This is a genomic window from Chryseobacterium urinae, assembly GCF_030518295.1.
Classification (GTDB): domain Bacteria; phylum Bacteroidota; class Bacteroidia; order Flavobacteriales; family Weeksellaceae; genus Chryseobacterium; species Chryseobacterium mucoviscidosis.
This window is the reverse complement of sequence record NZ_JAULSJ010000005.1, coordinates 80,750-103,273: the sequence shown is the minus strand read 5'-3', so window position 1 is coordinate 103,273 and position 22,524 is coordinate 80,750. Positions and strand designations below refer to the sequence as shown.

Genomic DNA, 22,524 nt, shown 5'->3' with positions numbered 1-22,524 from the left:
TTAAAAATTCCGTTTGTACCGGTTCATAATGTCTTCAACAATGGCTTTGTCGGTATTGATGTAGCCCGCAAAGGGATTAATAGAGTTCCAGAATCCCAGTCTGTTGGCTTTTTCCAATCGCAGCTTAATAGCCAACAGCCACAGCTTTAGATTTTTTACGTTTCCCGAGATATTATGCAGTATCTTATAGCGGTCTCCTGCCGTAGCGAGGTTCAGCTCTCCTGAGGCCAGGATATCTGATAGATCCGTTACGATTTTCAGGCTTTGCTCATAGGTTTTTTGCGAGGCTTTAACCCCGAAAATGGCATATTGGGGATGAGCAGAAGCTAACTGAGCGACATCAGAAGAATACCCGTAGCATTTATTGAGTTCCGTATAAATTTCCTTTACCTGAATTCCGTTTTGCAGGGTTCCTGAAACTTCTTTCAAACCTTTGAGTATTTTATTCTGGATATCATTGGCGGCTACCATCTGGGTTCCTACCCAGGTCTGCGCATCTTTCAGCTTGGAAGTTTCATCGATGACTTCATTCTGCTTGGCTTTCAGGTTTTCCGAATACAGGATCATTGCTGCCGTTACGGTAGGGTCTATGTAGGTATTTTGGGCATATACTAAACTTCCAAATCCTAAAAAAAATAAACTAAACGTTTTCATATGCATGGGTTTGTCTGTTAATTAATTCCGAAAGGCTGATGTTATAATCTTCCAATTCCTGGGTAATGATTTTGAAAATATTTTTACCCTGGTTTGCCTTCCGGTTCTTAAATCCGTGGTAGAATGCAAGGACTTTTGAATCCAAAGGCTTCTGATAGAGGTTCACTAAGGAAACCATGCTTCCCATATCATCCCCGAAGCTTTTCACCTGTTCTACAAAAATTTCTAAGGCTTTATCGTAGTTTCCGTACTGCTCAACGTAGTATTCAATGGCCGACTTTTCAGGCTTTTCTGTGGTATAGGTCAGATATTGCTCAAGGGCCACTTCGTTGCCGTATACTTCTCCTTTAGAACCTCGTTTGAGATAAAACTCCTTAAAGCGGCTTCGCCCGAATTTATTGTTGAGATTGTTGATCGTGAAAATCTTGTTCTGTTCTACTTTATTCAGAGATAATAGAGACGCTATCCGATCAAAATTGTCTTTGAATTTGGTCTGATCCAGCAGAATAAACGTATCGGAATTGTTAATGATGCTGTCTTTTACGACGGCATTTCCGATGATATCATCCAGTTCCTGGGTAACTACCACCGCCTCGCCCCAGAATTTCCGTACCGTTTTGTACAGATACAATAGGTATCCACCCATCAGCTTACTCGCAATCGCCTTCCACGCCTCTTCCACAATTAGGGCTTTTCGACGATCTTTCCTCAGTCTCATCTTCTGGATGAACGTATCCATAATGATAAGTGTTACAATGGGGAAAAGTTTTGGATTATCTTTCACATTATCAATCTCGAAGACGATAAAAGGTTCGCTAAACAGCGTATTGTCTGCACTTTCATTGAGGGTGGTCCCGTATCTTCCGCCTTTGTAAAAATCCTTCAGTACGAACAGGAATGTTCTTAGGTTAAATTCCCTTTCCGTGATTTTATGCTTTTTATTACCCAGATAAATAGGGAGGAATTTGTCACAGTACTCATAGAACCCGTTGAAGGAAAGTTCTTTTATAACAAGCTTTTCTTCCAGCTCCTTAATTTTTTTGATGATGACTTTCCTGAACGACTCATTCCATTCTTCAGCATTTTTGGGCTGCTGCATGATTTCATTAGCCTGAATGAGAATCAGCTGAGTCTCATTATAGGCTTTGCGTTTTTCCTGATCACTCAGGGTTTCATAAGCCTCATAGATTGTATAGAATTTCTCGCTGTCATAATCAGGATTATTCAGATTTTTATCCGGATGGTATTCAATAGCGAGTTTTCTAAAGGCTTCTTTCACTTCATCAAAGCCGGCATCGAAAGCAATTCCCAGAATATCATAATAGGTATGTTGTCCTCTGAACTGTTCTTCGTATGCTGCATAGACGTCTTCTTCATGAATATTATATTTGCTTAAATAAAGAATGAGCTCTTCCGAGGTTTTATTTTCGTACCACTTCGTTCCAGAATTAAAATACCCGTGATAATACGACATCAGGACATTATCCAATATGGATTTTTGTGCTGAGGACATCGTCGCATCAGGACCTTGCCAGATCAAAAAGATCAGGTTGGTCAAAAACTCTATTTTTTCAATATTAAATTCTTTTTTATCCATCAGGAAAGGATTCATCGTAATGGGTTTTTCTTCCGTATACTGGATGTATCTTCCACCTTTATACTGGCAGGTTCCCGAGTAGGAATCTCCGGTATCCACGATAACCACGTCGTAATTGTAGGTGAGGTACTGTTCCACGATATTATTCATTAAAAAGCTCTTGCCTGAACCGCTGGGACCCAGCACAAACTTGTTACGGTTATTAATTCTTCCGGTTTTCATCGGTAAATCCGAGGGGTCAACTTTTAGGGGAACGCCCTGCCGGTCGGTAAATCTGAGGTAGAAACTACTTTCTTCATTCACGGGGTAGCTTTCTTTAAAAAAAAAACAAAGCGCCGCTTCGCTTGTGGTCATAAATAAATCATACTCCCTGAGTTCCGTGGCATTGCCCGGTAAAGCAGCCCGGAAAAGCTCCAGCTGGTTGTAGGCATTCCTGGAGACAATAATCCCCTTGGTAAACAGCTTATTTTCAATCAGGGACTGTGTCCCTTCCATTTCTTCCAGCGTATTTGTTGAAAATAGTAGGGAAAAATGGGCATTAACAATAAGCTGGCCTTCTATGGCAATATGATGGAGAAGGCTCTGGATTTCTTCGGCAATAATGGCATTGGAAGGCGAATTGTTCGCTGCTCCTTCGTGCTTTTTCTTCTTTTTATCCAGTTCCCTTTGCTGCTGTGCCTGATGGGGAATGGTAATGACCTGGTTGTAGATAATGGTTTCATAATCTTCCAGTTCATTAATAAAGGTAAAATTATCCACTGCCGTTTCTGCGGCAGCTCCGTTTCCTCCCAGTATGGAATAAGGTTCTATTTCAGAGGGCAGGTCAATGTTTTCCACATCGACATAGGAAATATTTTTAACGAATCGGTTTCCGATTTGCAGGTATTCATTGGTACTTCTGATATTGTCAAAAACCGGGGTACCCGAAAACTGCATGGATAATGCTCCGGAAATATAATACTCAAAATCTTTCTCAAATAAGAACTCCGGTTCACAGTCACTTTGCCTCAACAGCATAAACACCTTCTGGCATTTGTCCCGGAGTTCTTTATAACTTTTTTCTGTTATATTGCCACCGGTCGCTGACCGGCCTGTTTTTTTATTTTTATCATGAATAATATCCGTAAACAGCAAGACGGTTTCAATGGTCTTAAAAAGCCTGCCGTCAAAATGCTCGGAATATTTCTGTTGGAGGAACTCCTTGGAAGGTTCGGCTGAATATTTCTTTTTTGAGAAAATATCAAGCTTCTGAACAACTCTCCCTTCTCCGATGATAGATACGACCTGGTTCAACACCGTATGGAAGTTCAGATAATTGTCCGGATCTGCCGAATATTGTTCCACCATATTCCTGATTCTGATGCCAATGATGGGGTTTCCATACTGCCCGAAAAGAACATCAAAATCCCAATGGTGATCTTTTCCATAATCATACCCGATGAAAGGAATGTTAAATGCTTGTTTTTTTGTTGTTGCCATGCTGTAAAAATTTTTTATTGTCCAACCTTTTAGGAAATATGAAAATCTGACCGAAGTTTTTAGTCTTATCATAAAGGCCACGGGTATCCTGTCTTTTGAAAATGAGGTAAACACCGCCTCCGGTGGCTACAAGGCCCAGTAAGGAACCCAGTAATCCGAACCTGGATAAGATGAGTGCGGCTACGACTCCGGCTCCGATAACACCCACTGCATAGAAAATATATTTTCCCTTGAGTCCGAAGAATACAAGGGGTTTTTTGAGCCCCTTGTAGAGGTAGAATCCCATAGCTTACGCAAAGAATGAGGTTACGAATTCCGGAACGACAATCAGAAAGATCATGGCTCCTCCATAGCCCAGGATTTCTTTGTTAACATCCTGATCTCCATTAGTCCATTTGTTATACACTCGAAGACCTCCGATAAAGCCGACCAATCCGCCCACGGCTTTCAGAATCAGCTTGATGGGATCCCAGTAGTCCTTAATGTCATTGGCTGCATTAGAGATGGCTGTTGCTCCGCCCTGGGCAAATATGGGAGTGACAGCAAGGAGAATCATACAGGCAGTCAATATCTTTTTTACTGCCACATGGCGTTTTACATTGTTGTTCATAATGATTAATTATTGGTTTAGAATTAAATTTTGTGCTTAGAAATTGGCATAAGAGGTATGCTATCCGTATCAGTTGATAGGATGATATTTGGTCAATTTGAAGGGTTTCTTACTGCTTAGATGACGGAGTGGTAGACCTTTTGGCCATCGTAGTTAGCCACCATCTGCACGGTGGTCTCCGATAAATTCAGGAGTTCTTTCCAATGGGATTTTTTAGGCTTAGTCTTTTCCCATTTGGAATGCTCTTCTGCTTTGTTGGGCATATCCTGAAGATGACTTGTGTTATCGGATGGGCTCTTTTCTGCTGGTGCTGTTTTGGTATCGTTCACTGGTGCGGGCATATCGTCAATATCCTGCTCCGCTTCAAATCGCTTTCTCATCTCTTCCAGATCCGGCTGCTGGTCGGTAGAAGATGGTTTTTGGAATTCAAGATCCTTTTTTAAAAAGGATTTGGGGGTACTGAGGTTTTCAACATCTTCAATACCAATCCGGCTTGGAGGTTCAGCATCAGTTTGTGCAAAACCGCCTATTGAAAATTCTTCAGTCAGATCGACGTGAGTGATCTTTTCTTTTTTTAAAAAAAGGTCGTACAGGATATTTCCGGCATAATACAGGAAATAAGCTGCTAACAGGATGAGTGAATACTTTATCATATTTTTTATTTTGTTTTTTCTTTGGAATCAGCCTTACAGGGTGATTTGTAATGCTTCACTGATTTGTTCAATGATTTCATTGAATGGCTTTTTTATAGCGTATCGCTGCTCGTAGGTAAGCTTCCTCGTATTAATGCTTTGTAAACAATTCCTTTTGTATACAGGGCTTACAATCAGGGTTCCGTATTTTGAGATCTCGATATCCATCTCCCTTTGATTGAGATATTTATAGCCTTTGTCATATTTGGAACGGATGAAGATCCGCTCTGCTTCACTTTCGAGTAGGCCCAGCAGGTTTTTGAATACCAGGGTCGATTTTACCGATACATCGGAGTATTCGAAAGGGATGATGATAAAATCACTGTAAATGAGTAGGTCACTGTATTTTTGGTCCAGCGTGCCTGCCAAATCAAACAGGTATATATCTTCGCTTTCCTTAAGGCCTATAATTTTTTCCAGATCGGCAAAAGGCTGTTCTTCTTCATCGTCTCCAATGAGCTCCACTTCATAAAGCCTAGGCAGCTCTGAATTTTCGTCCTCTTTCCATTTGTTGAAAAAAGATTTCTGAAAGTCAAAATCATACGCCTTGATTTTCCTCTCGGAAACCTCACAAAGGTAATTGGCAAAGGCAATGGCAAGAGTGGTCTTTCCCGCTCCGCCCTTCTGGGTGGCAAAAGTGATAATCATAGTTTGATTGTTAGCTGTTGGTTAATGCTTATCGGTTTTAAAGGTGTTGGTTGATTTTTATGGGCGATCAACTGATAACCACTGCCTCTATTTTCTCTTTTTTCTTCTTTTCTTACGCTCCTCTTCTCCGGGGTCTTTTCCTGATCCTCCTGAGGATCTGCTGAATTGAAAAATCAAATCATTGATGCTTCTGTTCAGCTCTTTTGAAAGCTTTTCACTCTGGTTTACTGAAACCTGCTGTTGGTTGTCACCCGGATTCAGGAATCTTTGATAATCTTTTTCGCCGATCAGCTGCTCAAGTTCCCCTACGTAGTGTAATTTTGAGTGGATCACATAAAATTTACCGTCTTCGGGCTTTATAATGTGAACATCTTTTGCGTTATGTGTTCTGAGATATTGCTTTACCTCATTCCTCACTAAGCCAAATATTTCTTTATTCTTCCTTTTTTTAGTTTCAAAAAGCATAAAATCTTTTGGCACATGGTCAGGATTCTGGCGTTTCAAATGATCTTGTAAAACCTGCTTAGCAGCCTCATCTGCTATGTTATAATCTTTTAAGCTTTCAAAAAGCCTTTTGTCTATGGTATCGTAAGTGAACTCAAACAATTCATTCATTTTCATAATCTCACTTCCTTTATACACTGATCCTGTCTTATGGTCAATCAAGGTATATCCGAAAGGTTTGAGTTCTACAGCAGTTTTTACTTTGTCAGAAGTATGGAATACAACATCAATCCCGAAAACATCCCTCAATTTTTTCTGAAGCTCACTCTCAAATTCAATTTTCGGCTTCCAGTTCTCGTTGTGCTTTTCTTCAGGTAATACACCTTCCTGAGCCCTGTGGTCTTCGATCCTGAATACCTTGCAAGAGTGCAGTTCTTTGTATTTTAAGAGAATCGCCCTTAACTGCCATGCCCTGGAATCTTTTTTTTGACTGCTGAAGTTGAGCTCGGCGGCGTTAATGGTTTTTTCCCAGACTCCGTTTTTTAGTATATCTAAAGCACCCTCATCATTCCTATTGGGAGAAAGCCGGAATCCGTCTCTTTCTAAAAGCAGTTCAAGTTGTTTAATAGAATTGTATCGGTAACCCAGTAATTTTTCTATTTGCTCCTGTATACTTAGTCCATACAGCTTTTCCATGGTACGGCTTAATGCCTGCTGTGCCTTAAGCTTTTCATAACTGTCATTAATTTTCTTTCCGGTCTGTTTACTGACACGGGTTGAAACAATGTGTGTATGGTTATTTTCCGTATCATTATGGAACACCACAATAAAAGGCTGCTTTCCGTACCCCAGCTCATCCATAAAATTTTCTGCGATATTGGTAAGCTCTTCTTTGGTATGTTCCCGGAACTTCGTGGAAATCGCGGCGTGGAACTGCGGCTTTTTTACCCTTTCAATATTTGAGATGGATCTTAAATATTCCCGGACCTCCTGCTGACTGCTGTTTTCATTAACGATGGAAGGAAAATTTTTCATCAGCATCAGTTCTCCACTCCCCTTCTCTACCTTTTTATCATTATACTGTACTCCGGGAAAGCCGGAACCCGCAGGTTCCATAATTTTTACGATCAATTTTATGGTTATATTAGCCGCCTACTTACGGATTATACTTTAAGGTTTCTTCCACTTATTTTATATGCCTAAAATTTGCTTGATCTGTATTTTTTGTGCCGGGGTTGCTGTCTCGAGAATGGATATGAAGGCAGCCACATTGTCGTTAATTAATCCCAGTTTTCCGTCCGGTTTTGCAACGACTTTCAGGATATAAGAAGTATCTGATTGCGGTACCATATGATAGGTGGGATTAAGATTCAGTGTCCCATTGAATTTTAGCCATCGTTCGGCAAAGTCCCCGATGATCAAGCCATTGGTCCAGGAAGCGCTCAGGTCAACGGCGTTCTCTGTTCCGATAGCTTCGGACGGAACCAGGCTTGCATTGCTGTGTATGACCAGCCTGTTGTTTACTGTTTCTACACTATTTACCGTATTGCTGTGCCCGGCTCCTGTTCCGATAAATACATTGTTTTCTCCCCGGACATAGCCTCCGGCCTGCGCCCCGAGCATTACATTTTTGCTTTCCGTCGTAATAAACTGCCCCGAAGACTGACCTATAATGGTATTATAGCTTCCGGTATTCAAACTGTTCAGGGCCGACTGGCCTATTGCTATATTCTTATATCCGGAAGTCAGTTTTGCCAGGGTTGCATTTCCAAGTCCTACGTTCACATTTCCCGTAATAATTTTTCCGGCATTGGAAAGATCATATCCTGAAATATGGCCGACAAAGGTATTGTATGCTCCGGTTGTTACTCCATTCAAACTGTAGCTTCCAAAGGCGACATTCCCTGAAGCAGTGGAGAGCTTCTGCAGGGCTCCGTATCCGTAAGAAAGATTATACGTTCCCGTGTGCATCTGGTTCATATTTCCAAAATACATCGAATAGGTCTGCGGATTCATTCCTAAGGCAGCATCTGTTGTACCTTGCTTTGTGATGGAGCTTCCAGTAAACGAAATATATCTCGGGGCAAAGTTTCCTCTTTCAACTACATCATATAAGCTCCCATAAAGCGGCTCCCATGCCGAACCGTCGAAATAGTAATAGGTATTAGGACTTTTGATATGGGCAACCTGACCAGAAAGTACCGGTGCTGCTTCGGTCACATAGACCAATGCCCCTTTTTGCAAAGCTGTGTACGTATAGGAAGCCAACTCACTTCCTTTCACTCTTGGAGCAATAATGCCATCCAACGCTTTGCTTTTATCCGTATTGCCGATAACATCAAGGGTTGCTGCGGGGCTGGTGGTATTAACACCGACCTGACCCTGAATATTTCCAGCTGCAAGAAGGAAAAATAATCCTGCGAGACTGCATATTAATTTCTGCATATCATTAAATTTGCTGTTTGTTTTATTTTCCAATCATGGAATAGATCTTTTTAAAAATGCTATTCTGTTCTTTTTTTAACTCAATAATTTGACTTAACTGCCTGTTGAAATAGCCTACTTCCGAAGAGGTTATGGCTTTCATTGTATTGACATACCGGGCTACCTGATTGATGTTCGTTTCTATCTTTACAAAAATGTTGTCCTGCTCTTCAATGAAATTCAAAACTTTCCGCCTCTCATCATCCAAAATCCTGTTTTCTACCGAATGGATAATTAGACTCGTCAGGGAGATTTGCTTTTCTGAGCAGATTTTCTTCCAGTTGTCTTTTCTGGATTTTTGAATTCTTATAATAATCAAGTCTTCTTTTCCTCTTTCCATTTTCAATTTATCCTATGGTAAAATAACTTTAGTGAAGCTTTATCCGATTTAAACAGCTCTGCGCTTCTTGGCAAGTAAGGGTTAATATTTCCTCTCTGATAAATAACAGAAAAATAAATCTGTGTTTTCATTTTGCTTTCTGATTAAAATTTCTTCTGCAAAATTGGGGCATAAAAATCGTGAAAACAATAGTATTCATAGGGCGTGGGCTAAATAAGAACGTGCTGGGCTTATCTGGAATATGTGAGGATTAAAAAAGAATATACTGGGCTATTTTGGAATATTGCTCCTGATTTTCCCCAAAACAAAAAAACAAGTTCCGCTGTTTTTTCTCCTTTTTGCAAAAAAAGGCAAGATCGTCTTTGGAGATACAACTTGAAAAGTTTGTATATACAAAGACACATCTTGCTATGTAAAGTCGCCCACTTTTTTCAGAGTTCTGAAAAGCGTCCACAATAAACCATAAATCATTAGTAATCAAAACATTGATTTTATTTATATGGTTTTTGCTGTTGAAAGAAAAAATATGGCAAAAATCGAAGTGCGGAGAATACACTAACCTGTATCTATTTCACTCAGGGTAAGAAGCTAACCTGATACATTTTTATACAGTGTCTTGCAATAAGATGGGTAAAATTTACTCAGGTTAGAATAAAACATGGGTAATTTTTACGCAGGTTTAGCTTTAACCTGTAATCATTTGAGGTTCAGCATGTACCTAAGACTATTTTGCCCAAGTCCTGCAATTAGGTGGATAAAATTTACGCAGGTTAGGAAAAAACATGGGTAATTTTTACGCAGGTTCAGCTTTAATATGTACTCATTTAAGATCAGCATTTACCTGATGCTTTTTTATGCAGGTCTTGCAATAAGGTGGGTAAAATTTACGCAGGTTAAAAGAAAGCATGGGTAATTTTTACGCAGGTTCAGCTATAATCGTAATTATTTAAGATCAGAATGTACCTGATACTTTTTTATGCAGGTCTTGCAATAAGGTGGGTAAAATTTACTCAGGTTAGAAAAAACAATGGGTAATTTTTACGCAGGTTCACTTCATCAATAAGTATATTTTACCCTAAGTAAGTAATAATCCCTGCAAGAGAGATATTTTGGAAATTAGTTGTATTTTAGATTTAAATAAAAATAGTATGGCTGAGTTTACCAACAAATCATTTGAATACACAGATATCGTAGAGGGCATTGAATATAAGATCAAGGTAATGATTGTCTCTGCACCTGATGATATTCAGATCTCTAATGTGGATACCCAAGAGGCAAAGGGCTTTATCTTTAACATAGCTGTTAGCACTGAGCCACGCATTTCAAATGACTATTTTGATACAGCAAAACAGTACGTGTACGTATTTGGCAGGGAAGATGAGCATAAATTTGGCTATCTTGAAAACGGTAATCTGGTTGAGACTGCTGAAAATCGCTTTATACAACTACTGACGGTTCATACGCAGGAAATTCTTATGATTGCCGGGAATGAAGGACACTTCTATTTATAACTGTTTATGTTCTTCACATTTTTTGATGATATTTTAGAATATTGTTTTAAAAGACTTCGAAAGGCAAATGTTTTACTATCAGTTTTATGTATAAAAGAATTATATGGAGAATGAGTCTCAAAAAAGACAAAACCATAGAGATTATAGCAAATGAAGAAGCAAAAGAAGAATTTTGATTCATTGATCGAACCAATCAACAACTATTTGGAATCATATCACGCTGAACAAAGGATTGCGAATACAGAGGCGCATTATTCAAAAACATTGGATTGTGTTAATGCTCTTGCCCAAATTTTTGAAGAATGTTTATCTTATGGGAATTTTAAAGACGAATGGGATTATGATAAATTCTATGAGTTTCTTTATGGTCCCGAATTAATCATTACGTCAATCAATACAAATTGTGGTTATAAATTAGGGATTAACGATAAGGGATTATATCTATCAATGAATTTACATTATAGTGAAAACTTGCGTTACATGGATGACAAATACTGGAAGTTGTTATTAGCACTCTCTGATTTTAAGGATTTTGAATATGAAGAATATGAATTTATCAGAGATGAGAGAAGAAATGAATTTCCAGAACTTTTCAAAACAAACAAGAGTATGATTTATAGAATTATGCGTAAATATATATTTGATTTTACTGAAACACATTCAAGCTATCAACCAGGTAGTGTAGGAGAATTTAAAATTATTGCCCCTTTTAATGAAGACTTTAGTCAAAGTGTTAAAAAATTTTGTGAAACATTTAAGATCATGTATAAACTGAATTATGATTTATGGAAAATTACCGATCTGAAAAATAAGAAGACAGCGACTAAAGATAGATATTAAATAGTGATAGATTTAATCCAGCAATTATTGTAAAGCACATTAAACTTAATTTAGTCTTATTACATCTTCAAGGTGAAGCTATTTACTCTATATGGATTTGTAAATCGACAAATACACTACATAAACTGATTTTGGAATCAAAATATTAATGCAATGGCAGAAAACTATATACAATACGCAAGCGGATTTCAAAAAGACAATATTGATGAAGCAGATATAGTAAAAGCTATATCAGACATTCAGCTAATGGATGACGAGCATGGGGCATTTTGGGTCTCAGTTATAACAGATGATGAAAATGTAATTGAAGTAAGTAAAGACCTGTCACTTTCTGTAATTTTCGGAGGACAAGAAACTAAGTACCATGCTATAGATTGGAAAGAAGTTAAAGAACTTTATAAACTACTGTTGCTTGAAAAATTCGATGAAATAGCCTCGAGAATAAAATAGCGAATGCCTGGTACTAGGTTTACGTCGATGGGCTTGTGTAAAAACTTGAAACTTTGTAGTTCGAAACCAACCTAAATTCAAAACCTTTTGGAAAATCCCAAACCCAATAAAAATTAAATCTATGATTGTACTTCTATGTATTGATTATTTTAGAAAATCTGTAAATTGGAATTACCCATTTCTTCCAAGAATCGGAGAAAAATTATTTACGGCAGATTTCTTCCCCCATGAAGAACTTAAAGAACCGGAAGATTATTTGGTTGTCACTGATGTTATTTGGCATAGAGAAAATACGGAATCGAAAGAATTGTGTGTAAGTTTACTATTAGATTACCAAAAATAAAGATGAAAAAAAATAAGCTTTATATTTTCGTAATAATGGCAGTAATAATCTTACTTCTGATTTTTATTTTTGAGTATGAAAAAGGAGTAAAAATAGGAACCTGGGGAGTGAATAGATCGATTAACTGGGGATGGGACTTTGGATTTTGATAAAAATTAATCTCACAAAATGATGTGTAAAAATTAAAAAATATTACAGCAAAACAATCATTAAAAAAAACAATTTCTTATCGAGATCTGTTTTTAAAGGTTTTTGTGAGAAGTTTTTAATTTTTTATTGTTCTTCATTACCGTTTTGGTCAAGCTGCTCAATATTTTCTTTTACTAATTGTTCCAATTGGTAGGTGGCAACTCCTAATGGTTTATCCATACCCCGCATAGCATATTCTACTTTTACATTACTTTTTGATGCACAAAGTAATAATCCGATAGTAGGTTCATCGGTTGGGGTTTTAAGCTTGTCATCAATGGCACTGATGTAAAAATTAAGCTTTGAAATATATTCGGGTAAAAATTCTCCTGCTTTGAGCTCAATCACAACGTAAGCGTGTAGTACCGTATGATAAAAAAGCAAATCTATTTTGTAGTCCGTATCATCAACTTCAACCGGATATTGTCTGCCTACAAAAGCAAAACCTTTTCCCAATTCCAATAAAAAGTCAGTAATTTTATGGGTCAGAAGCTTTTCTATTTCAAGTTCTTTTACTTTTTCAGAAAGCATCAGAAAGTCAAAATGATAGGGATCTTTAAAAATACTTTTGGCTAAATCAGACTGATATTCCGGTAAAGTTTGTTCAAAATTATGGATTGCCTTCCCTATTCTTCCATATAAATTACTCTGAATCTGCAACAACATCACATTTCGGCTCCACTCATTTTTGACATTTCTATGATATAAAAAGCTCTTTCCGCTGTATCTTTTACCTTGGTTAACAAGCTGATATGATGATACCACGTAATTTGTGCAAGTGGCACTTGCACAAATTCACCCCCCGATTGTGCAAGCGGAACTTGCACTATTGGAAACTACGGATATGCTTCTGCAAAAGCCCGCATATATTTGAGATTCCTAACAGAGAATCCTTTACTTTCAGGGAAATTTTTAACCAAATCTAATGCCAGAAGATCAATAATTTTACTTCCCCAACTGTTTTGTTTTTGTTTTTCAATGATGGAATTTCCGATTTCCCAATAAAGGGTCAATAATTCTGCATTAACCTTGAAAGCTGCCTGGGTTTGAGTAAGTTTTATTTTATTTGCTATAAACGCTGTCCAATCTTGGTAATCTTTATGGTGGATAATTTCATCACTCATATAAAACACATTTTTGTAGTTACAAAGATAGCAAAAAGGCTCTGCCATAAATTATGACAGAGCAATAAATAGCTTAAAAAGTGCCCGATGAACAGAAAAAATTCACAAAAAACATTACTATGGTTTATATTTATTTTTCATAACACAGATAATTTTTCTCTATAATTTTCAAAGTTTATATGCCAATTCAAGATTAAAGTTTTAACTTTATTAACGACTTGATATTTACATTTGTATCTTGCAAAAAATGTTTTATATCTGTATTTATATCTTAAAATCACAAAACATTAAAATGAATTTTTTAACAGGAAAAGAATTAAACGAAAAAATATATGATACTATTTATAATTCCGAAAAATATCTCTTAATTCTATCCCCATTTATTCAGTTAGACCCATATTTTAAAAATGAGGTCTTCAAAACTCATTTAAATAATTCCAATGTTCATATCATCATAGGTTTTGGGAAAAATGAAAATAATGTAAACAAAAGTTTAAGACAAGAAGATTTTGATTATTTTACACAATTCCCCAATATTACTATTGTTTATATTCCTAAGCTGCATGCAAAGTATTATGGAAATGAAAACAAGTCTGTAGTTACCTCTATGAATTTAATTGATTATTCTTTTATAAATAATATTGAATTTGGTGTTTATTCCGAAAAAAAAACTAATATCTCTCAACCAGAATTCATTTTTTGAATCTGCTGTCAGCACATGTTTTAATATTGTTGAAGAGGAAGGCTACACCATTTTTGTTAAAAGACCCAAATATGAAAAGAAATCAATATTTGCCAAAAACTATGTAGGTTCAGAGGTAGAATTAAATTACATCGAGGAATTAATAAAATTCGGGCAGGTATCTAAAAGGAGATTGTCAGATTTTACAAATGAAAAGTATGTAAATATTGCTCTAAAAGACCAAAGGAGACCGAGAGAGGAATATCATGTTGAAAATGTCAATAAACAAAGTCAAATTATCAGCAATAAAGGGTATTGCATCAGATGCAGAACCACTATAAAAGTAGACTTGGAAAAACCTTTATGCTGGGACTGTTATAAGACTTGGTCAGTATATGAGGATCCTTTTTATAAGGAAAAATTCTGTATTTCGTGCGGGGCAGAAAATAACACAAGTTTTAATAGACCTGCCTGTCTTAAGTGCTTCAAAGAATTAAAGAAAAAATAAAACAAATATAAAATCCGCAACCTCTTTTAAAAACATAAGACAACAGCTTTTGAACTGTTTTTAAATGGGGTTGCTCCGATTTTCGCAAAAATGCGTTTCCGACTAACAGAGGAATTGTATTTTTGTCGCCTGATTGAATATATAAATTTTAGAAAGATTTTTTTTCAGAAGTATCAGATTTTATATTTTTTACAAACAAAAAACATTCTGTCCTTCAGAAAATTTAAAAAAAAGACTGCTATATAGAACTATTTTGAATAAAAAAAATCAAAGAGTATAAAATTCATTATCATTTTTTATATTTGAGCTGCTTACCAATATCTAAAAGAGAAATTTCAACAAAATAAAATGAGAAAAACACTAATTCTATCCGTAATATCAATCTATTCATTAGCATACAGCCAAGCCAATTGCGAAGCTCTCAAAAAGGATAATGAAACCTTACAATCGATGAATAAAACTTTGGCTTCAGAAAATGAATACCTTAAAAAAGTACTTGATATTAACAAGCCAATTCTTGAAACGGAAAAAGAAAATTCTTCATTCAAAATAACAAAAATTGTTGGAAATAAAGCCGAAAAAAGCATTGCCATTACCTTTCTTGTTGAAGCAAAAGATGAGAACAAAAAAATGACGATTGAGGATATTTTCACAGTAGATATTGAAGGAAATGAATATAAAATTGACTTTTTCAAATCCAGCAAGCCATATCCGGAGTTAGCATTGAATGTACCTGTTAAACTTACTTTCTCATTTAAAGACATACAAGGCGAACCTTTATTTATTAAAATTTTCAGGTTTAAAACCACTTCACAACCCGAAAGAAATTCTTTTGAAAAAACGAAATCGAATTTAGAATTTAGGGATTTAAAAGTCTTATGGAATTAATAATACTTTGAATAATAAAATTCAAGGTATTAAATAAAAAAGACCGCAACCTTTTTTAAAAACACAATGCAAAAGCTTCGGAATGTTTTTCAATGGGGTTGCCCCACTTTCAGCAAAAATGCGTTTCCGACCGCAGGGAGGAATTGCATTTTTGCCGCCCGAATTTTCTATGGCGGCAGAAATCATGCAATTTTTATGGGTTGGGAATGAAAGTTTTTAAGGTTAAGGAAAAATCCTCTATTCTCGGTTAATCCGTTTCTGAACAAGCTCCACAGCAAGGAGCTTCCCATTTGTGCCAATGTTGAGTTGATAAACAAATCCTGCTTTTCCAGTGCTTCTGCCAGTGAACAACTTGGTGTATCATCGGACTCTTCGGATTGTTTTAACAAATCCCCAAATTCATCAGTGACAAAAGGTAAATGATCTATCGTTTCATATTTCTCGGAATTGGGCTGTTTGATAGTTCCTACAGTAGCTAATATTGCCTGTGCAGTATTTTGATTATTCCCATAATCCAACCAATATAGGGGACGGTCAGCATAATAACGACCATTATTTAACCTTTTCAGTATATCAGCAATTTCAAATCTTGCACTCACACTGTCAACACAGGATATATAAATATTTGCAGAAATATTTTCGGAAAATTTTTCCGATTCATTCATTTTAAATTTTTGTGTTTCTGCTTTCCAGTTTGTCCCCATCCACCGATTAGCACGGTTGATTAACGCAACAGACTTATATAATCCTGTTTCTGATTCGGCAAAACGCTGTCTCCCTAAATTAGCTTCGGTAATAATATCATCATCCCAAAGTCGCACGGATAATCCTGCATGTCCTAATTGAATCAAACTGTAATTCATTTCCATTAATGCAGTTAATACTTTTGAACCTGTTCCTCCTGCACCGATTAGGTTGATGGTGACAGGGTTTGTAGAATTAATCAGGTAATTATCTGTAAAATGCACTTTTATTTTGTTGTTATTCATGGCAGTAAATTTTTAAGGGTTTTATTAGTTATTTTTAATATTTCTTTTGGAAAGCTTTTATCTGTATTTATCAGCTCTTTCCACATATTTACACAGTTGCTATTGGTAGGATTATGGTTTAAATGGCTGAACCTGCTGTTAAAAAAATAACTTTCCCAAGCTTGTATAAATTCTTCAACCGACGCCGAATTTTTAATATCTACACCAACTGTTCCCATACAGACACTTCCGTTTTCATACACATTAAAAAAAGGAGCATGAAATAAAACTGTTTTTTCTGTGGGTCTTTTGTCTGAAGTGAGAGCAAATACGGTAAGATGTTGCTTTGAAGCCATCCACAGCATAGGTGGAGTATGTGCTACACCATTAGGAATTTCAAGGGATTCGGTAAAGAATAGTTTTACTTTTTTGGCTTTGGTATACCATATCACTGAACCCTTTTCGGTAGGATTGATATATAAAACATGGGTGGGCAGAATACTTTCAGGTTTTAAAAATGCTTTGCTTTTTTCTTTTTCCGTATTAAGGGATTTTGCCAATATTTTAGCTTCCCTTTCACTCAGAGGGTGAGCATTAATGGGATTTCCGTTTTTATCCATATCGAAATGCTCCACATAGGTGTCCCCATTATCATCTTCGTTAGCCTGATAAATGATGAGTGCTGAAACGGGATGGTATAATGTTCCAAAATGATGGGTTATATCTTTCATGATGTTATATTTAAATGGTATTATAGTTTAAATGCTGTTCAGAATATCAATTAATCGTTCAATCAGGGGAAAAATGCAGTTTTCAAAATCAAGGTTATCATTGCTGACATTTGTTCCGTCAAATCTTTTTTGGGTGGACGGTTCTTCTATTTCCGTACATTCCTGAAATTCAGCATTAACAGAATCAAATAAAGTCTGAAATAATATTCCTTTATCATCTGCACAGAATGAAACATATTTTTCCATTGTGATGGTTCTTTCATGATAATTCTCGTCGTAGTCGTCATTATTTGTATTTCTTTCTTTCCTCTGAATATTTCTGTAAATAGTGGCATTGGGAAACATTTCGTAAAGAGCAAGGGTATCACAGGCTAAAAGGAGACAATCGGTTTCAAATGAATCTCTATTTTCAAAACGGTTGATCCTCTCTTTAAATAAGGTTAAATTCTGTGGATTGTATATTTTTTGTTCCATATAGTCACCAATCCACTCGCTTTGCCTTATTTCACGTAAATATTCAGGGGTATCTTCGGTTTCATCATTAATGAGCCAGTCCGAAATCATTTCGTACATCCAGCACAGGTAGCTGTCCTGCTGTCTGTAATAAGGGACATCTGCAATGTGATAAAGGTATGAGCAGACGGATTGCAAAAGCTGTGTAGCCTGTTTATAATTTGGATTTTTAGATAATCGGTACAGTGGAACGATTGGAATGTAATATAATGTTGCTCCTGTATTATATCCTTCTTCACTTAACAAGTACGTTTTCTTGTTATCCTGTACCAAGCGGATTTTCTCCCAATTCTTAACTTTAATTTTTAACTGCTTTTTGAGATCCTCTAAAGCAAAAGCAATATTGTAAGGAAAACCTAAGTGTTTTGAATGTGCAGGTGTGATTCCGTAATGTTCAGCCAATTGGGAAAGGGACTGATAAAAATCCCTTTCCATTTGGTCTGTTTCCTCCCAAGCCTGTACGGATGGTGTGTCTTTTAGTTTGGGCAGGAACGAACAGTTTAAAAAAGCATGGGTAGCATGGCTATCGGTACTGCTTTCATTTTGTCTTTCCGTATTTCGCCTGCATCCTTTGGTCTTTGCATCCAATGGGCGAACTCTCCCAACTGTTTGTGCAGTTGCTTTTGTTTTTGCTGTTCGGGAAGCTCTATTCTTCCTGATATGATTTTTCGTTGCATTCATCATAATTTAGTGATTGATATTGGGTAAATAGTGGTTGGGTTTTCAACTGATTTGCAGAAAACCCAACCACATAATTTTATCAGCCTTTCGTTCCCATTACACTTTCAAAACGGTATTCTACCGTGTCATTCCTGATTTGTGGTGCAGAAACTTTTGCAGTGGTTAAAATCGGATAGGTATTGGCGTAAAAATTCATCACGGCTTCTACACTCCATTTCGGTTCTGGGTCTGTCAATCGGATTTCCTGTCCGTTATCTATCAGGATAAAAACTCTTTCTAATTGGGTTGCAAGTAACATAACTGTTGATTTTCTGATTTGACGTATTTTATTTTACTATTTTTCTGCGCTTCATCTGCAGTCCGATGATTGCTGACAGTGGGCAATTTTCTATTGCCATTATCTGTTGTATGGCTCCCTGTTTTCCGCTCATAGAATTTATTTGAAGTCTTATTCTACCTTTATCATGTTGTAAGGTTGCTATGTAGGTTTCTATAATCATGGCTGTGGATTAAAGGTTATGGTAGGCGTTTTTTCCTCACTGAAAAGGTTATGTGTAAAGTGCCTTTCATATTCATCCTGCTTTTTGCGGATATTTTCTGCATAGTCGGGATATTCAGAAGCCTTTGGAAGTGCTGACCATGCCCCTTTGTAGTTGCCTTCTTTTTCGAGTTCTTCTGCTTTTTGAAAAGCATCTTTGCATTTTTTTTCTTTGGCTTCCTTTTCTTTTTTCTCCTTATCGGATTTTTCTTTTTCCATTGCGGATTGCTTTTTGGCTTCTTCTAATTGCTTCATAAAGGTTTCCATATCGACCATCAGTCCCGAAGCGGTTTGTAATGGGGCTTTAATGTGTTCAAAAAATCCGGCATCAAGCTCGTCTGCCGTTCCTTTAAGGTTAAGAGGAGGAATGATATTTTTTGCTTTATCTCCACATCCATCATTTTGTACTAATATGGAAGCCACTATTTGACTTTCGTTGGCTTTGGTAATGGCTAGAATCAGCTTACTGTTAATATCCATTTTGGCTATCAGATTGAAAAAATTGGTTTGCATAATTTGTTGGGTTATGGATTAATTACAAAATGAGTATTGAAGTCTATTAGTTCCCATAATGAAAACTCCACTGTCCTAAATTCTTCTTCCGTATGCTTTCCATAGGCTTTATAAATGGCATTTCCATCCTTAGATATCTGCATCTGGTAATGACACAGACTATTTTTAGGTTGTTTCATTTCTTTTAAATCCTCTTTCTCTAATTCAATGAAAACTCTGTTTCTCTCAGAGAGCCATTCTTCAACCACAGGATAATATACTTTCGAAAATCTAAAGAACTCCACATGGGTGTCGAAATAGTTTAGAGACTTTATATCTTCATCGGTTTCAATGATTTTTATAACTTCAAGGCGTTTCTTTAGGGTTTGTTTCCACTCCCCTGTAATATTGATAATAGCAAAGTCGCAAGCATCCCATTCACTGTTGGTTTTTGCTTTTACAAGTAAATATTCCGTTGATATATCAGATCGTTTCATTTTTTTGTTTTTTTATGTTATGAATTATTCTTTACAGAGGTAAAAACCCCATTTATGTAGTAGCCGATAAGTGTTTCCCAAAGACGTATCAGGCTGTTTGTATCTACATAATACTTTTCTGATCGGTTACAGTAAATTATATATACAGGCACATCTGCGTACTCTTTATTATAGCTATACGCTTTTGCCAGTTTTTTGGCTTCGGTTCTTGATTTTGTTTTCATTTTCAGGGATTTTCATAAATATATGTTCCACTTGTTTTGAGAGGGTTTGCGCCTTGTGTCAATCGGATTTCCTTGTTAAATTTTAGTGACAAGCTTCTTGCATAGTGTATCGCAGTTGCCCTGTCACACTGGATTTTGAGGTATATTGCTACCTGCTCCCATTCTGTTCGGTCATTTCGAGACTTCATCTGAAAATTATATTGTGATTCCATAAGTTTTTAAGATAATCTTGGGGTAATTATTAAAATGGTAAATCATCATCTATGTCCCCTGCAAAAGGGTTACTTGATTCTTGCATTGCGTTTTGTTTTGGTTCGCTTTCAGAATTTTTACCGCTACCATGAAGCTTAATATCTGAAGTATGGAAGTTCAGTCCTGAATGGATTTCCCCATCCTTCCCTATCCATGCATTTGAGCTTATTCTGCCTGATAATTCTACTAAAGTTCCTTTGGTAAGGATTTTGGCAACATTCGGGCTTATCCAGTACGAACAATTGTAATAGGTTGTCAGCTCTTTGCGTTCTCCCTGCTTGGTCTTGTAGCTGTCATTGATGGCTACTGAAAAGTTCACGACCTGTCTGTCGTTTTTTAATGTGTTGATCTCTGCGTTTTTGGTAATTCTACCGACAATTGTGTTCATAATATTTTGTTTTAATTGTTAAAAATTGTTTTTGCTAATTGTAAAATTTCGAGTGATTTGATTCGGTATCGAGGACACTCGGCTTCTTTCTTTTTCCTCTTCAAGGCTTGAAAAGCACTATTTTGTTGTTGTTTTTGTTGTTTTTTCTGCTGATGTTAAAGAGCACTTTGTTGAATTTGATTCGTATAACTGAGGTTCCGGCTTTTTCCTTGCCAATGACCATAGTACAGGTTCAAGCACTTAAAACCGAAATGGAAAGCATTGAAATAGAGGCTCCGAAATCTTTTTGTCCGAAGGATTTAGGAGTGTCTGGAAAAATTGTTGGAGCGAAATGGAAAGAATTTTTGTAGAAACCCAAAAAGATTTTTTTAAGTGAATGAACCTGAACTACATTTGCAATCGTAAAAGCTAGACCGCTTGTTAGCAGAAGGTTCAACAAAGTTTTGACATTAGCGAAAGACCATTGAAAATCAATTCGATGAGGTCTTTATCTAGTGTTTTAAGGAATAATTATGTTTTTTTTTTAATTCATTTTATTAAAAGAGCAAGAAAAACGACTTTAAAAGAGTTTTTGCATATAAAATCTATTATTTTATATTTGCAGCTTTAAAACATAAAACGATCTTTAATGAAAGAACTATTAGAAAAAATTAACACAGAATTCGAAGCTTTTAAAACTGATTCAAATCTTCAGTTTGAAAAAGGGAACAAAGCAGCCGGAACAAGAGCTAGAAAAGCAGCTTTGGAATTAAGCAAGATTCTAAAGGATTTTAGAAAAATTTCCGTTGAAGAAGCAAAAAAATAGTCTAAAGCTCCCAATTTTGGGAGCTTTATTTCTATAGTATCATTACAATTTAGTTCTTATAACTTCCTTTGGCAAAACCATTCATTAAGATCCTTAAAATCTCGATAAATTAGAGAACAATCCTCTACATGTTTATAATTCATTAATATTTTGTTTTTAGTGATATTTCCATTAGAATCATTATCAAGAAAAAGGTAAATTTTATCGTATTCACTAAGTGTTTTTATTGCTTTGAAAAGCATTACCGTAGAATTGAGAATCAAATAATCAGAATTTTTAGTTTTTTCTATATTTTTGAAAGTTAAATAATCTAAAAAACCCTCAAATACCGTAATTTCTTTATTGTTTTGTTCTCCATGGATCAAAGTCATATCCTTTTTTCCCAGACAGATTTTAGAATACGAATTGCGGATTTCAAAACCACCTGAATTATTTTCAAAAGCAATTCCGAAATAATTTTTCCCGTTTAATTCGTAATGCAGTTCTCTAACCATATCTATCTGCTGATAAACTTTCCTTAATTTCAGGTATTGAATTAACACAGGATGCCCAATTCTTTTTACTTCCAATATCCTGTAATGAGGCCCTGTTGTAATCTCTTCCTTTTGTTGTTGATCCTGTATTGAAAAATCAAATTTTCTAAGGTATTTCAAAGCTTCCGAAACAGAACATTTGTTCACCTGCTGAACAATAGAAATGATATCATAACTCTTTCCTGTTCCAAAATCAAATGCTTTATTTTTAATAAAATCGACAGAAAGACTGGGAATCTTTTCGTCCCTGTCCAGCGCAAAATAAAAGGCTGTTTTCCCGTTTTCTTTCACAGGAAAAAGATTGAAGGATTCTAAAACCGTCCGGATTCCGACTTTTTGCTTGATTTTTTCGCAATTCATTTTTTTTCTTTTTAAAGCAATTTTTTACCCTGGATTTTCCTTTTAATAAAAAAAAGACT

At 36.1% G+C, this 22,524-nt stretch carries 28 protein-coding genes; 8 read left to right on the top strand and 20 right to left on the bottom strand.

Annotated features, from left to right (window positions below; translation table 11 throughout):
• The 9 genes from QWT87_RS04690 to QWT87_RS04650 form a co-directional block, all read right to left on the bottom strand.
• Nucleotides 1–654 carry a hypothetical protein gene (locus QWT87_RS04690; protein ID WP_098972156.1) on the bottom strand — a complete coding sequence of 218 codons (654 nt, stop codon included), beginning with the start codon at nucleotides 652–654 and terminating at the stop codon, nucleotides 1–3.
• Nucleotides 641–3,730, bottom strand: a complete 3,090-nt coding sequence (locus QWT87_RS04685; protein WP_185208945.1) for a TraG family conjugative transposon ATPase — start codon at nucleotides 3,728–3,730, stop codon at nucleotides 641–643. The genes QWT87_RS04690 and QWT87_RS04685 overlap by 14 nt, the downstream gene beginning before the upstream one ends.
• Nucleotides 3,702–4,016, bottom strand: coding sequence for a DUF4133 domain-containing protein (locus tag QWT87_RS04680; protein ID WP_098972160.1), 315 nt, complete (start codon nucleotides 4,014–4,016; stop codon nucleotides 3,702–3,704). Before QWT87_RS04680 ends, QWT87_RS04685 begins: the two co-directional genes overlap by 29 nt.
• 3 nt (nucleotides 4,017–4,019) lie before the next feature.
• Nucleotides 4,020–4,340, bottom strand: a complete 321-nt coding sequence (locus tag QWT87_RS04675) for a DUF4134 domain-containing protein (RefSeq protein WP_098972162.1) — start codon at nucleotides 4,338–4,340, stop codon at nucleotides 4,020–4,022.
• Nucleotides 4,341–4,456: 116 nt separating this feature from the next.
• Nucleotides 4,457–4,993, bottom strand: coding sequence for a hypothetical protein (locus QWT87_RS04670; protein ID WP_098972164.1), 537 nt, complete (start codon nucleotides 4,991–4,993; stop codon nucleotides 4,457–4,459).
• A 33-nt stretch (nucleotides 4,994–5,026) separates the two neighbouring features.
• Nucleotides 5,027–5,680, bottom strand: coding sequence for a ParA family protein (locus QWT87_RS04665; protein ID WP_098972166.1), 654 nt, complete (start codon nucleotides 5,678–5,680; stop codon nucleotides 5,027–5,029).
• Nucleotides 5,681–5,767: 87 nt separating this feature from the next.
• A complete protein-coding gene (locus QWT87_RS04660) occupies nucleotides 5,768–7,240 on the bottom strand; it encodes a relaxase/mobilization nuclease domain-containing protein (RefSeq protein WP_317169758.1) in 1,473 nt (490 codons plus the stop codon).
• Between the two features lie 75 nt (nucleotides 7,241–7,315).
• Nucleotides 7,316–8,569: a hypothetical protein gene (locus tag QWT87_RS04655; protein ID WP_123840834.1), complete on the bottom strand. Its 1,254-nt coding sequence runs from the start codon at nucleotides 8,567–8,569 to the stop codon at nucleotides 7,316–7,318.
• Between the two features lie 22 nt (nucleotides 8,570–8,591).
• Entirely contained in the window at nucleotides 8,592–8,948 is a 357-nt protein-coding gene (locus tag QWT87_RS04650; RefSeq protein WP_098972171.1) for a hypothetical protein, read from the bottom strand.
• Nucleotides 8,949–10,096: 1,148 nt separating this feature from the next.
• Between QWT87_RS04650 and QWT87_RS04645 the strand changes: the two genes are divergently transcribed.
• The 4 genes from QWT87_RS04645 to QWT87_RS04630 all read left to right on the top strand — a co-directional run bounded on the left by QWT87_RS04645 (nucleotide 10,097) and on the right by QWT87_RS04630 (nucleotide 12,092).
• The gene (locus QWT87_RS04645) at nucleotides 10,097–10,459 is read left to right on the top strand and encodes a hypothetical protein (RefSeq protein WP_185208943.1); all 363 of its coding nucleotides are present in this window, start codon (nucleotides 10,097–10,099) and stop codon (nucleotides 10,457–10,459) included.
• A 150-nt stretch (nucleotides 10,460–10,609) separates the two neighbouring features.
• A complete protein-coding gene (locus QWT87_RS04640) occupies nucleotides 10,610–11,299 on the top strand; it encodes a hypothetical protein (RefSeq protein WP_123840833.1) in 690 nt (229 codons plus the stop codon).
• Nucleotides 11,300–11,452: 153 nt separating this feature from the next.
• On the top strand, nucleotides 11,453–11,749 hold the full coding sequence (locus tag QWT87_RS04635; RefSeq protein ID WP_034870061.1) for a hypothetical protein: 297 nt from the start codon (nucleotides 11,453–11,455) through the stop codon (nucleotides 11,747–11,749).
• 121 nt (nucleotides 11,750–11,870) lie between these two features.
• Complete coding sequence (locus QWT87_RS04630) at nucleotides 11,871–12,092, top strand: hypothetical protein (RefSeq protein ID WP_098972177.1); 222 nt, start codon at nucleotides 11,871–11,873, stop codon at nucleotides 12,090–12,092.
• 273 nt (nucleotides 12,093–12,365) lie between these two features.
• Here the strand turns inward: QWT87_RS04630 and QWT87_RS04625 are convergent, their stop codons facing one another.
• On the bottom strand, nucleotides 12,366–13,046 hold the full coding sequence (locus QWT87_RS04625) for a PDDEXK nuclease domain-containing protein (RefSeq protein ID WP_302714206.1): 681 nt from the start codon (nucleotides 13,044–13,046) through the stop codon (nucleotides 12,366–12,368).
• Between the two features lie 71 nt (nucleotides 13,047–13,117).
• Entirely contained in the window at nucleotides 13,118–13,405 is a 288-nt protein-coding gene (locus tag QWT87_RS04620) for a DUF1016 N-terminal domain-containing protein (RefSeq protein WP_228426242.1), read from the bottom strand.
• A gap of 292 nt (nucleotides 13,406–13,697) precedes the next feature.
• On the opposite strand from QWT87_RS04620, the gene QWT87_RS04615 reads away from it, so the two are divergent.
• From QWT87_RS04615 to QWT87_RS04605, 3 genes are all read left to right on the top strand, one after another.
• Nucleotides 13,698–14,108, top strand: a complete 411-nt coding sequence (locus tag QWT87_RS04615) for a phospholipase D-like domain-containing protein (protein ID WP_228426245.1) — start codon at nucleotides 13,698–13,700, stop codon at nucleotides 14,106–14,108.
• Nucleotides 14,056–14,595 (top strand): hypothetical protein, encoded by a 540-nt coding sequence (locus QWT87_RS04610; protein ID WP_228457835.1) that lies wholly within the window; start codon nucleotides 14,056–14,058, stop codon nucleotides 14,593–14,595. Before QWT87_RS04615 ends, QWT87_RS04610 begins: the two co-directional genes overlap by 53 nt.
• Before the next feature lie 348 nt (nucleotides 14,596–14,943).
• On the top strand, nucleotides 14,944–15,483 hold the full coding sequence (locus tag QWT87_RS04605; protein ID WP_098972179.1) for a transposase: 540 nt from the start codon (nucleotides 14,944–14,946) through the stop codon (nucleotides 15,481–15,483).
• A gap of 182 nt (nucleotides 15,484–15,665) precedes the next feature.
• Here QWT87_RS04605 and QWT87_RS04600 read toward each other — a convergent pair whose 3' ends face one another.
• The 8 genes from QWT87_RS04600 to QWT87_RS04565 form a co-directional block, all read right to left on the bottom strand.
• Complete coding sequence (locus QWT87_RS04600) at nucleotides 15,666–16,472, bottom strand: PRTRC system ThiF family protein (RefSeq protein WP_098972181.1); 807 nt, start codon at nucleotides 16,470–16,472, stop codon at nucleotides 15,666–15,668.
• The gene (locus tag QWT87_RS04595; RefSeq protein ID WP_098972182.1) at nucleotides 16,469–17,182 is read right to left on the bottom strand and encodes a PRTRC system protein B; all 714 of its coding nucleotides are present in this window, start codon (nucleotides 17,180–17,182) and stop codon (nucleotides 16,469–16,471) included. The genes QWT87_RS04600 and QWT87_RS04595 overlap by 4 nt, the downstream gene beginning before the upstream one ends.
• A gap of 27 nt (nucleotides 17,183–17,209) precedes the next feature.
• Nucleotides 17,210–18,379, bottom strand: a complete 1,170-nt coding sequence (locus QWT87_RS04590) for a hypothetical protein (RefSeq protein WP_098972184.1) — start codon at nucleotides 18,377–18,379, stop codon at nucleotides 17,210–17,212.
• Nucleotides 18,380–18,455: 76 nt separating this feature from the next.
• On the bottom strand, nucleotides 18,456–18,674 hold the full coding sequence (locus QWT87_RS04585) for a PRTRC system protein C (RefSeq protein WP_098972186.1): 219 nt from the start codon (nucleotides 18,672–18,674) through the stop codon (nucleotides 18,456–18,458).
• A 198-nt stretch (nucleotides 18,675–18,872) separates the two neighbouring features.
• Nucleotides 18,873–19,427 carry a PRTRC system protein E gene (locus tag QWT87_RS04580; RefSeq protein WP_098972188.1) on the bottom strand — a complete coding sequence of 185 codons (555 nt, stop codon included), beginning with the start codon at nucleotides 19,425–19,427 and terminating at the stop codon, nucleotides 18,873–18,875.
• Between the two features lie 11 nt (nucleotides 19,428–19,438).
• The gene (locus QWT87_RS04575) at nucleotides 19,439–19,903 is read right to left on the bottom strand and encodes a hypothetical protein (RefSeq protein ID WP_123840830.1); all 465 of its coding nucleotides are present in this window, start codon (nucleotides 19,901–19,903) and stop codon (nucleotides 19,439–19,441) included.
• A 17-nt stretch (nucleotides 19,904–19,920) separates the two neighbouring features.
• Entirely contained in the window at nucleotides 19,921–20,127 is a 207-nt protein-coding gene (locus QWT87_RS04570) for a DNA-binding protein (RefSeq protein ID WP_098972190.1), read from the bottom strand.
• 241 nt (nucleotides 20,128–20,368) lie between these two features.
• Nucleotides 20,369–20,767 carry a single-stranded DNA-binding protein gene (locus tag QWT87_RS04565; RefSeq protein WP_098972194.1) on the bottom strand — a complete coding sequence of 133 codons (399 nt, stop codon included), beginning with the start codon at nucleotides 20,765–20,767 and terminating at the stop codon, nucleotides 20,369–20,371.
• A gap of 628 nt (nucleotides 20,768–21,395) precedes the next feature.
• Between QWT87_RS04565 and QWT87_RS04560 the strand changes: the two genes are divergently transcribed.
• A complete protein-coding gene (locus tag QWT87_RS04560) occupies nucleotides 21,396–21,572 on the top strand; it encodes a histone H1 (protein WP_098972196.1) in 177 nt (58 codons plus the stop codon).
• 56 nt (nucleotides 21,573–21,628) lie between these two features.
• On the opposite strand, the gene QWT87_RS04555 is transcribed toward QWT87_RS04560, so the two are convergent.
• The gene (locus QWT87_RS04555; RefSeq protein ID WP_098972198.1) at nucleotides 21,629–22,465 is read right to left on the bottom strand and encodes a toprim domain-containing protein; all 837 of its coding nucleotides are present in this window, start codon (nucleotides 22,463–22,465) and stop codon (nucleotides 21,629–21,631) included.
• Nucleotides 22,466–22,524 lie beyond the last annotated feature (59 nt).

Bases quoted from the DNA above. Each gene is read 5' to 3' on its own strand.
- QWT87_RS04690 (WP_098972156.1), bottom strand. From the start codon at position 654: ATGAAAACGTTTAGTTTATTTTTTTTAGGATTTGGAAGTTTAGTATAT.
- QWT87_RS04685 (WP_185208945.1), bottom strand. From the start codon at position 3,730: ATGGCAACAACAAAAAAACAAGCATTTAACATTCCTTTCATCGGGTAT.
- QWT87_RS04680 (WP_098972160.1), bottom strand. From the start codon at position 4,016: ATGGGATTCTACCTCTACAAGGGGCTCAAAAAACCCCTTGTATTCTTC.
- QWT87_RS04675 (WP_098972162.1), bottom strand. From the start codon at position 4,340: ATGAACAACAATGTAAAACGCCATGTGGCAGTAAAAAAGATATTGACT.
- QWT87_RS04670 (WP_098972164.1), bottom strand. From the start codon at position 4,993: ATGATAAAGTATTCACTCATCCTGTTAGCAGCTTATTTCCTGTATTAT.
- QWT87_RS04665 (WP_098972166.1), bottom strand. From the start codon at position 5,680: ATGATTATCACTTTTGCCACCCAGAAGGGCGGAGCGGGAAAGACCACT.
- QWT87_RS04660 (WP_317169758.1), bottom strand. From the start codon at position 7,240: ATGGAACCTGCGGGTTCCGGCTTTCCCGGAGTACAGTATAATGATAAA.
- QWT87_RS04655 (WP_123840834.1), bottom strand. From the start codon at position 8,569: ATGCAGAAATTAATATGCAGTCTCGCAGGATTATTTTTCCTTCTTGCA.
- QWT87_RS04650 (WP_098972171.1), bottom strand. From the start codon at position 8,948: ATGGAAAGAGGAAAAGAAGACTTGATTATTATAAGAATTCAAAAATCC.
- QWT87_RS04645 (WP_185208943.1), top strand. From the start codon at position 10,097: ATGGCTGAGTTTACCAACAAATCATTTGAATACACAGATATCGTAGAG.
- QWT87_RS04640 (WP_123840833.1), top strand. From the start codon at position 10,610: ATGAAGAAGCAAAAGAAGAATTTTGATTCATTGATCGAACCAATCAAC.
- QWT87_RS04635 (WP_034870061.1), top strand. From the start codon at position 11,453: ATGGCAGAAAACTATATACAATACGCAAGCGGATTTCAAAAAGACAAT.
- QWT87_RS04630 (WP_098972177.1), top strand. From the start codon at position 11,871: ATGATTGTACTTCTATGTATTGATTATTTTAGAAAATCTGTAAATTGG.
- QWT87_RS04620 (WP_228426242.1), bottom strand. From the start codon at position 13,405: ATGAGTGATGAAATTATCCACCATAAAGATTACCAAGATTGGACAGCG.
- QWT87_RS04615 (WP_228426245.1), top strand. From the start codon at position 13,698: ATGAATTTTTTAACAGGAAAAGAATTAAACGAAAAAATATATGATACT.
- QWT87_RS04605 (WP_098972179.1), top strand. From the start codon at position 14,944: ATGAGAAAAACACTAATTCTATCCGTAATATCAATCTATTCATTAGCA.
- QWT87_RS04600 (WP_098972181.1), bottom strand. From the start codon at position 16,472: ATGAATAACAACAAAATAAAAGTGCATTTTACAGATAATTACCTGATT.
- QWT87_RS04595 (WP_098972182.1), bottom strand. From the start codon at position 17,182: ATGAAAGATATAACCCATCATTTTGGAACATTATACCATCCCGTTTCA.
- QWT87_RS04590 (WP_098972184.1), bottom strand. From the start codon at position 18,379: ATGATGAATGCAACGAAAAATCATATCAGGAAGAATAGAGCTTCCCGA.
- QWT87_RS04585 (WP_098972186.1), bottom strand. From the start codon at position 18,674: ATGTTACTTGCAACCCAATTAGAAAGAGTTTTTATCCTGATAGATAAC.
- QWT87_RS04580 (WP_098972188.1), bottom strand. From the start codon at position 19,427: ATGCAAACCAATTTTTTCAATCTGATAGCCAAAATGGATATTAACAGT.
- QWT87_RS04575 (WP_123840830.1), bottom strand. From the start codon at position 19,903: ATGAAACGATCTGATATATCAACGGAATATTTACTTGTAAAAGCAAAA.
- QWT87_RS04570 (WP_098972190.1), bottom strand. From the start codon at position 20,127: ATGAAAACAAAATCAAGAACCGAAGCCAAAAAACTGGCAAAAGCGTAT.
- QWT87_RS04565 (WP_098972194.1), bottom strand. From the start codon at position 20,767: ATGAACACAATTGTCGGTAGAATTACCAAAAACGCAGAGATCAACACA.
- QWT87_RS04560 (WP_098972196.1), top strand. From the start codon at position 21,396: ATGAAAGAACTATTAGAAAAAATTAACACAGAATTCGAAGCTTTTAAA.
- QWT87_RS04555 (WP_098972198.1), bottom strand. From the start codon at position 22,465: ATGAATTGCGAAAAAATCAAGCAAAAAGTCGGAATCCGGACGGTTTTA.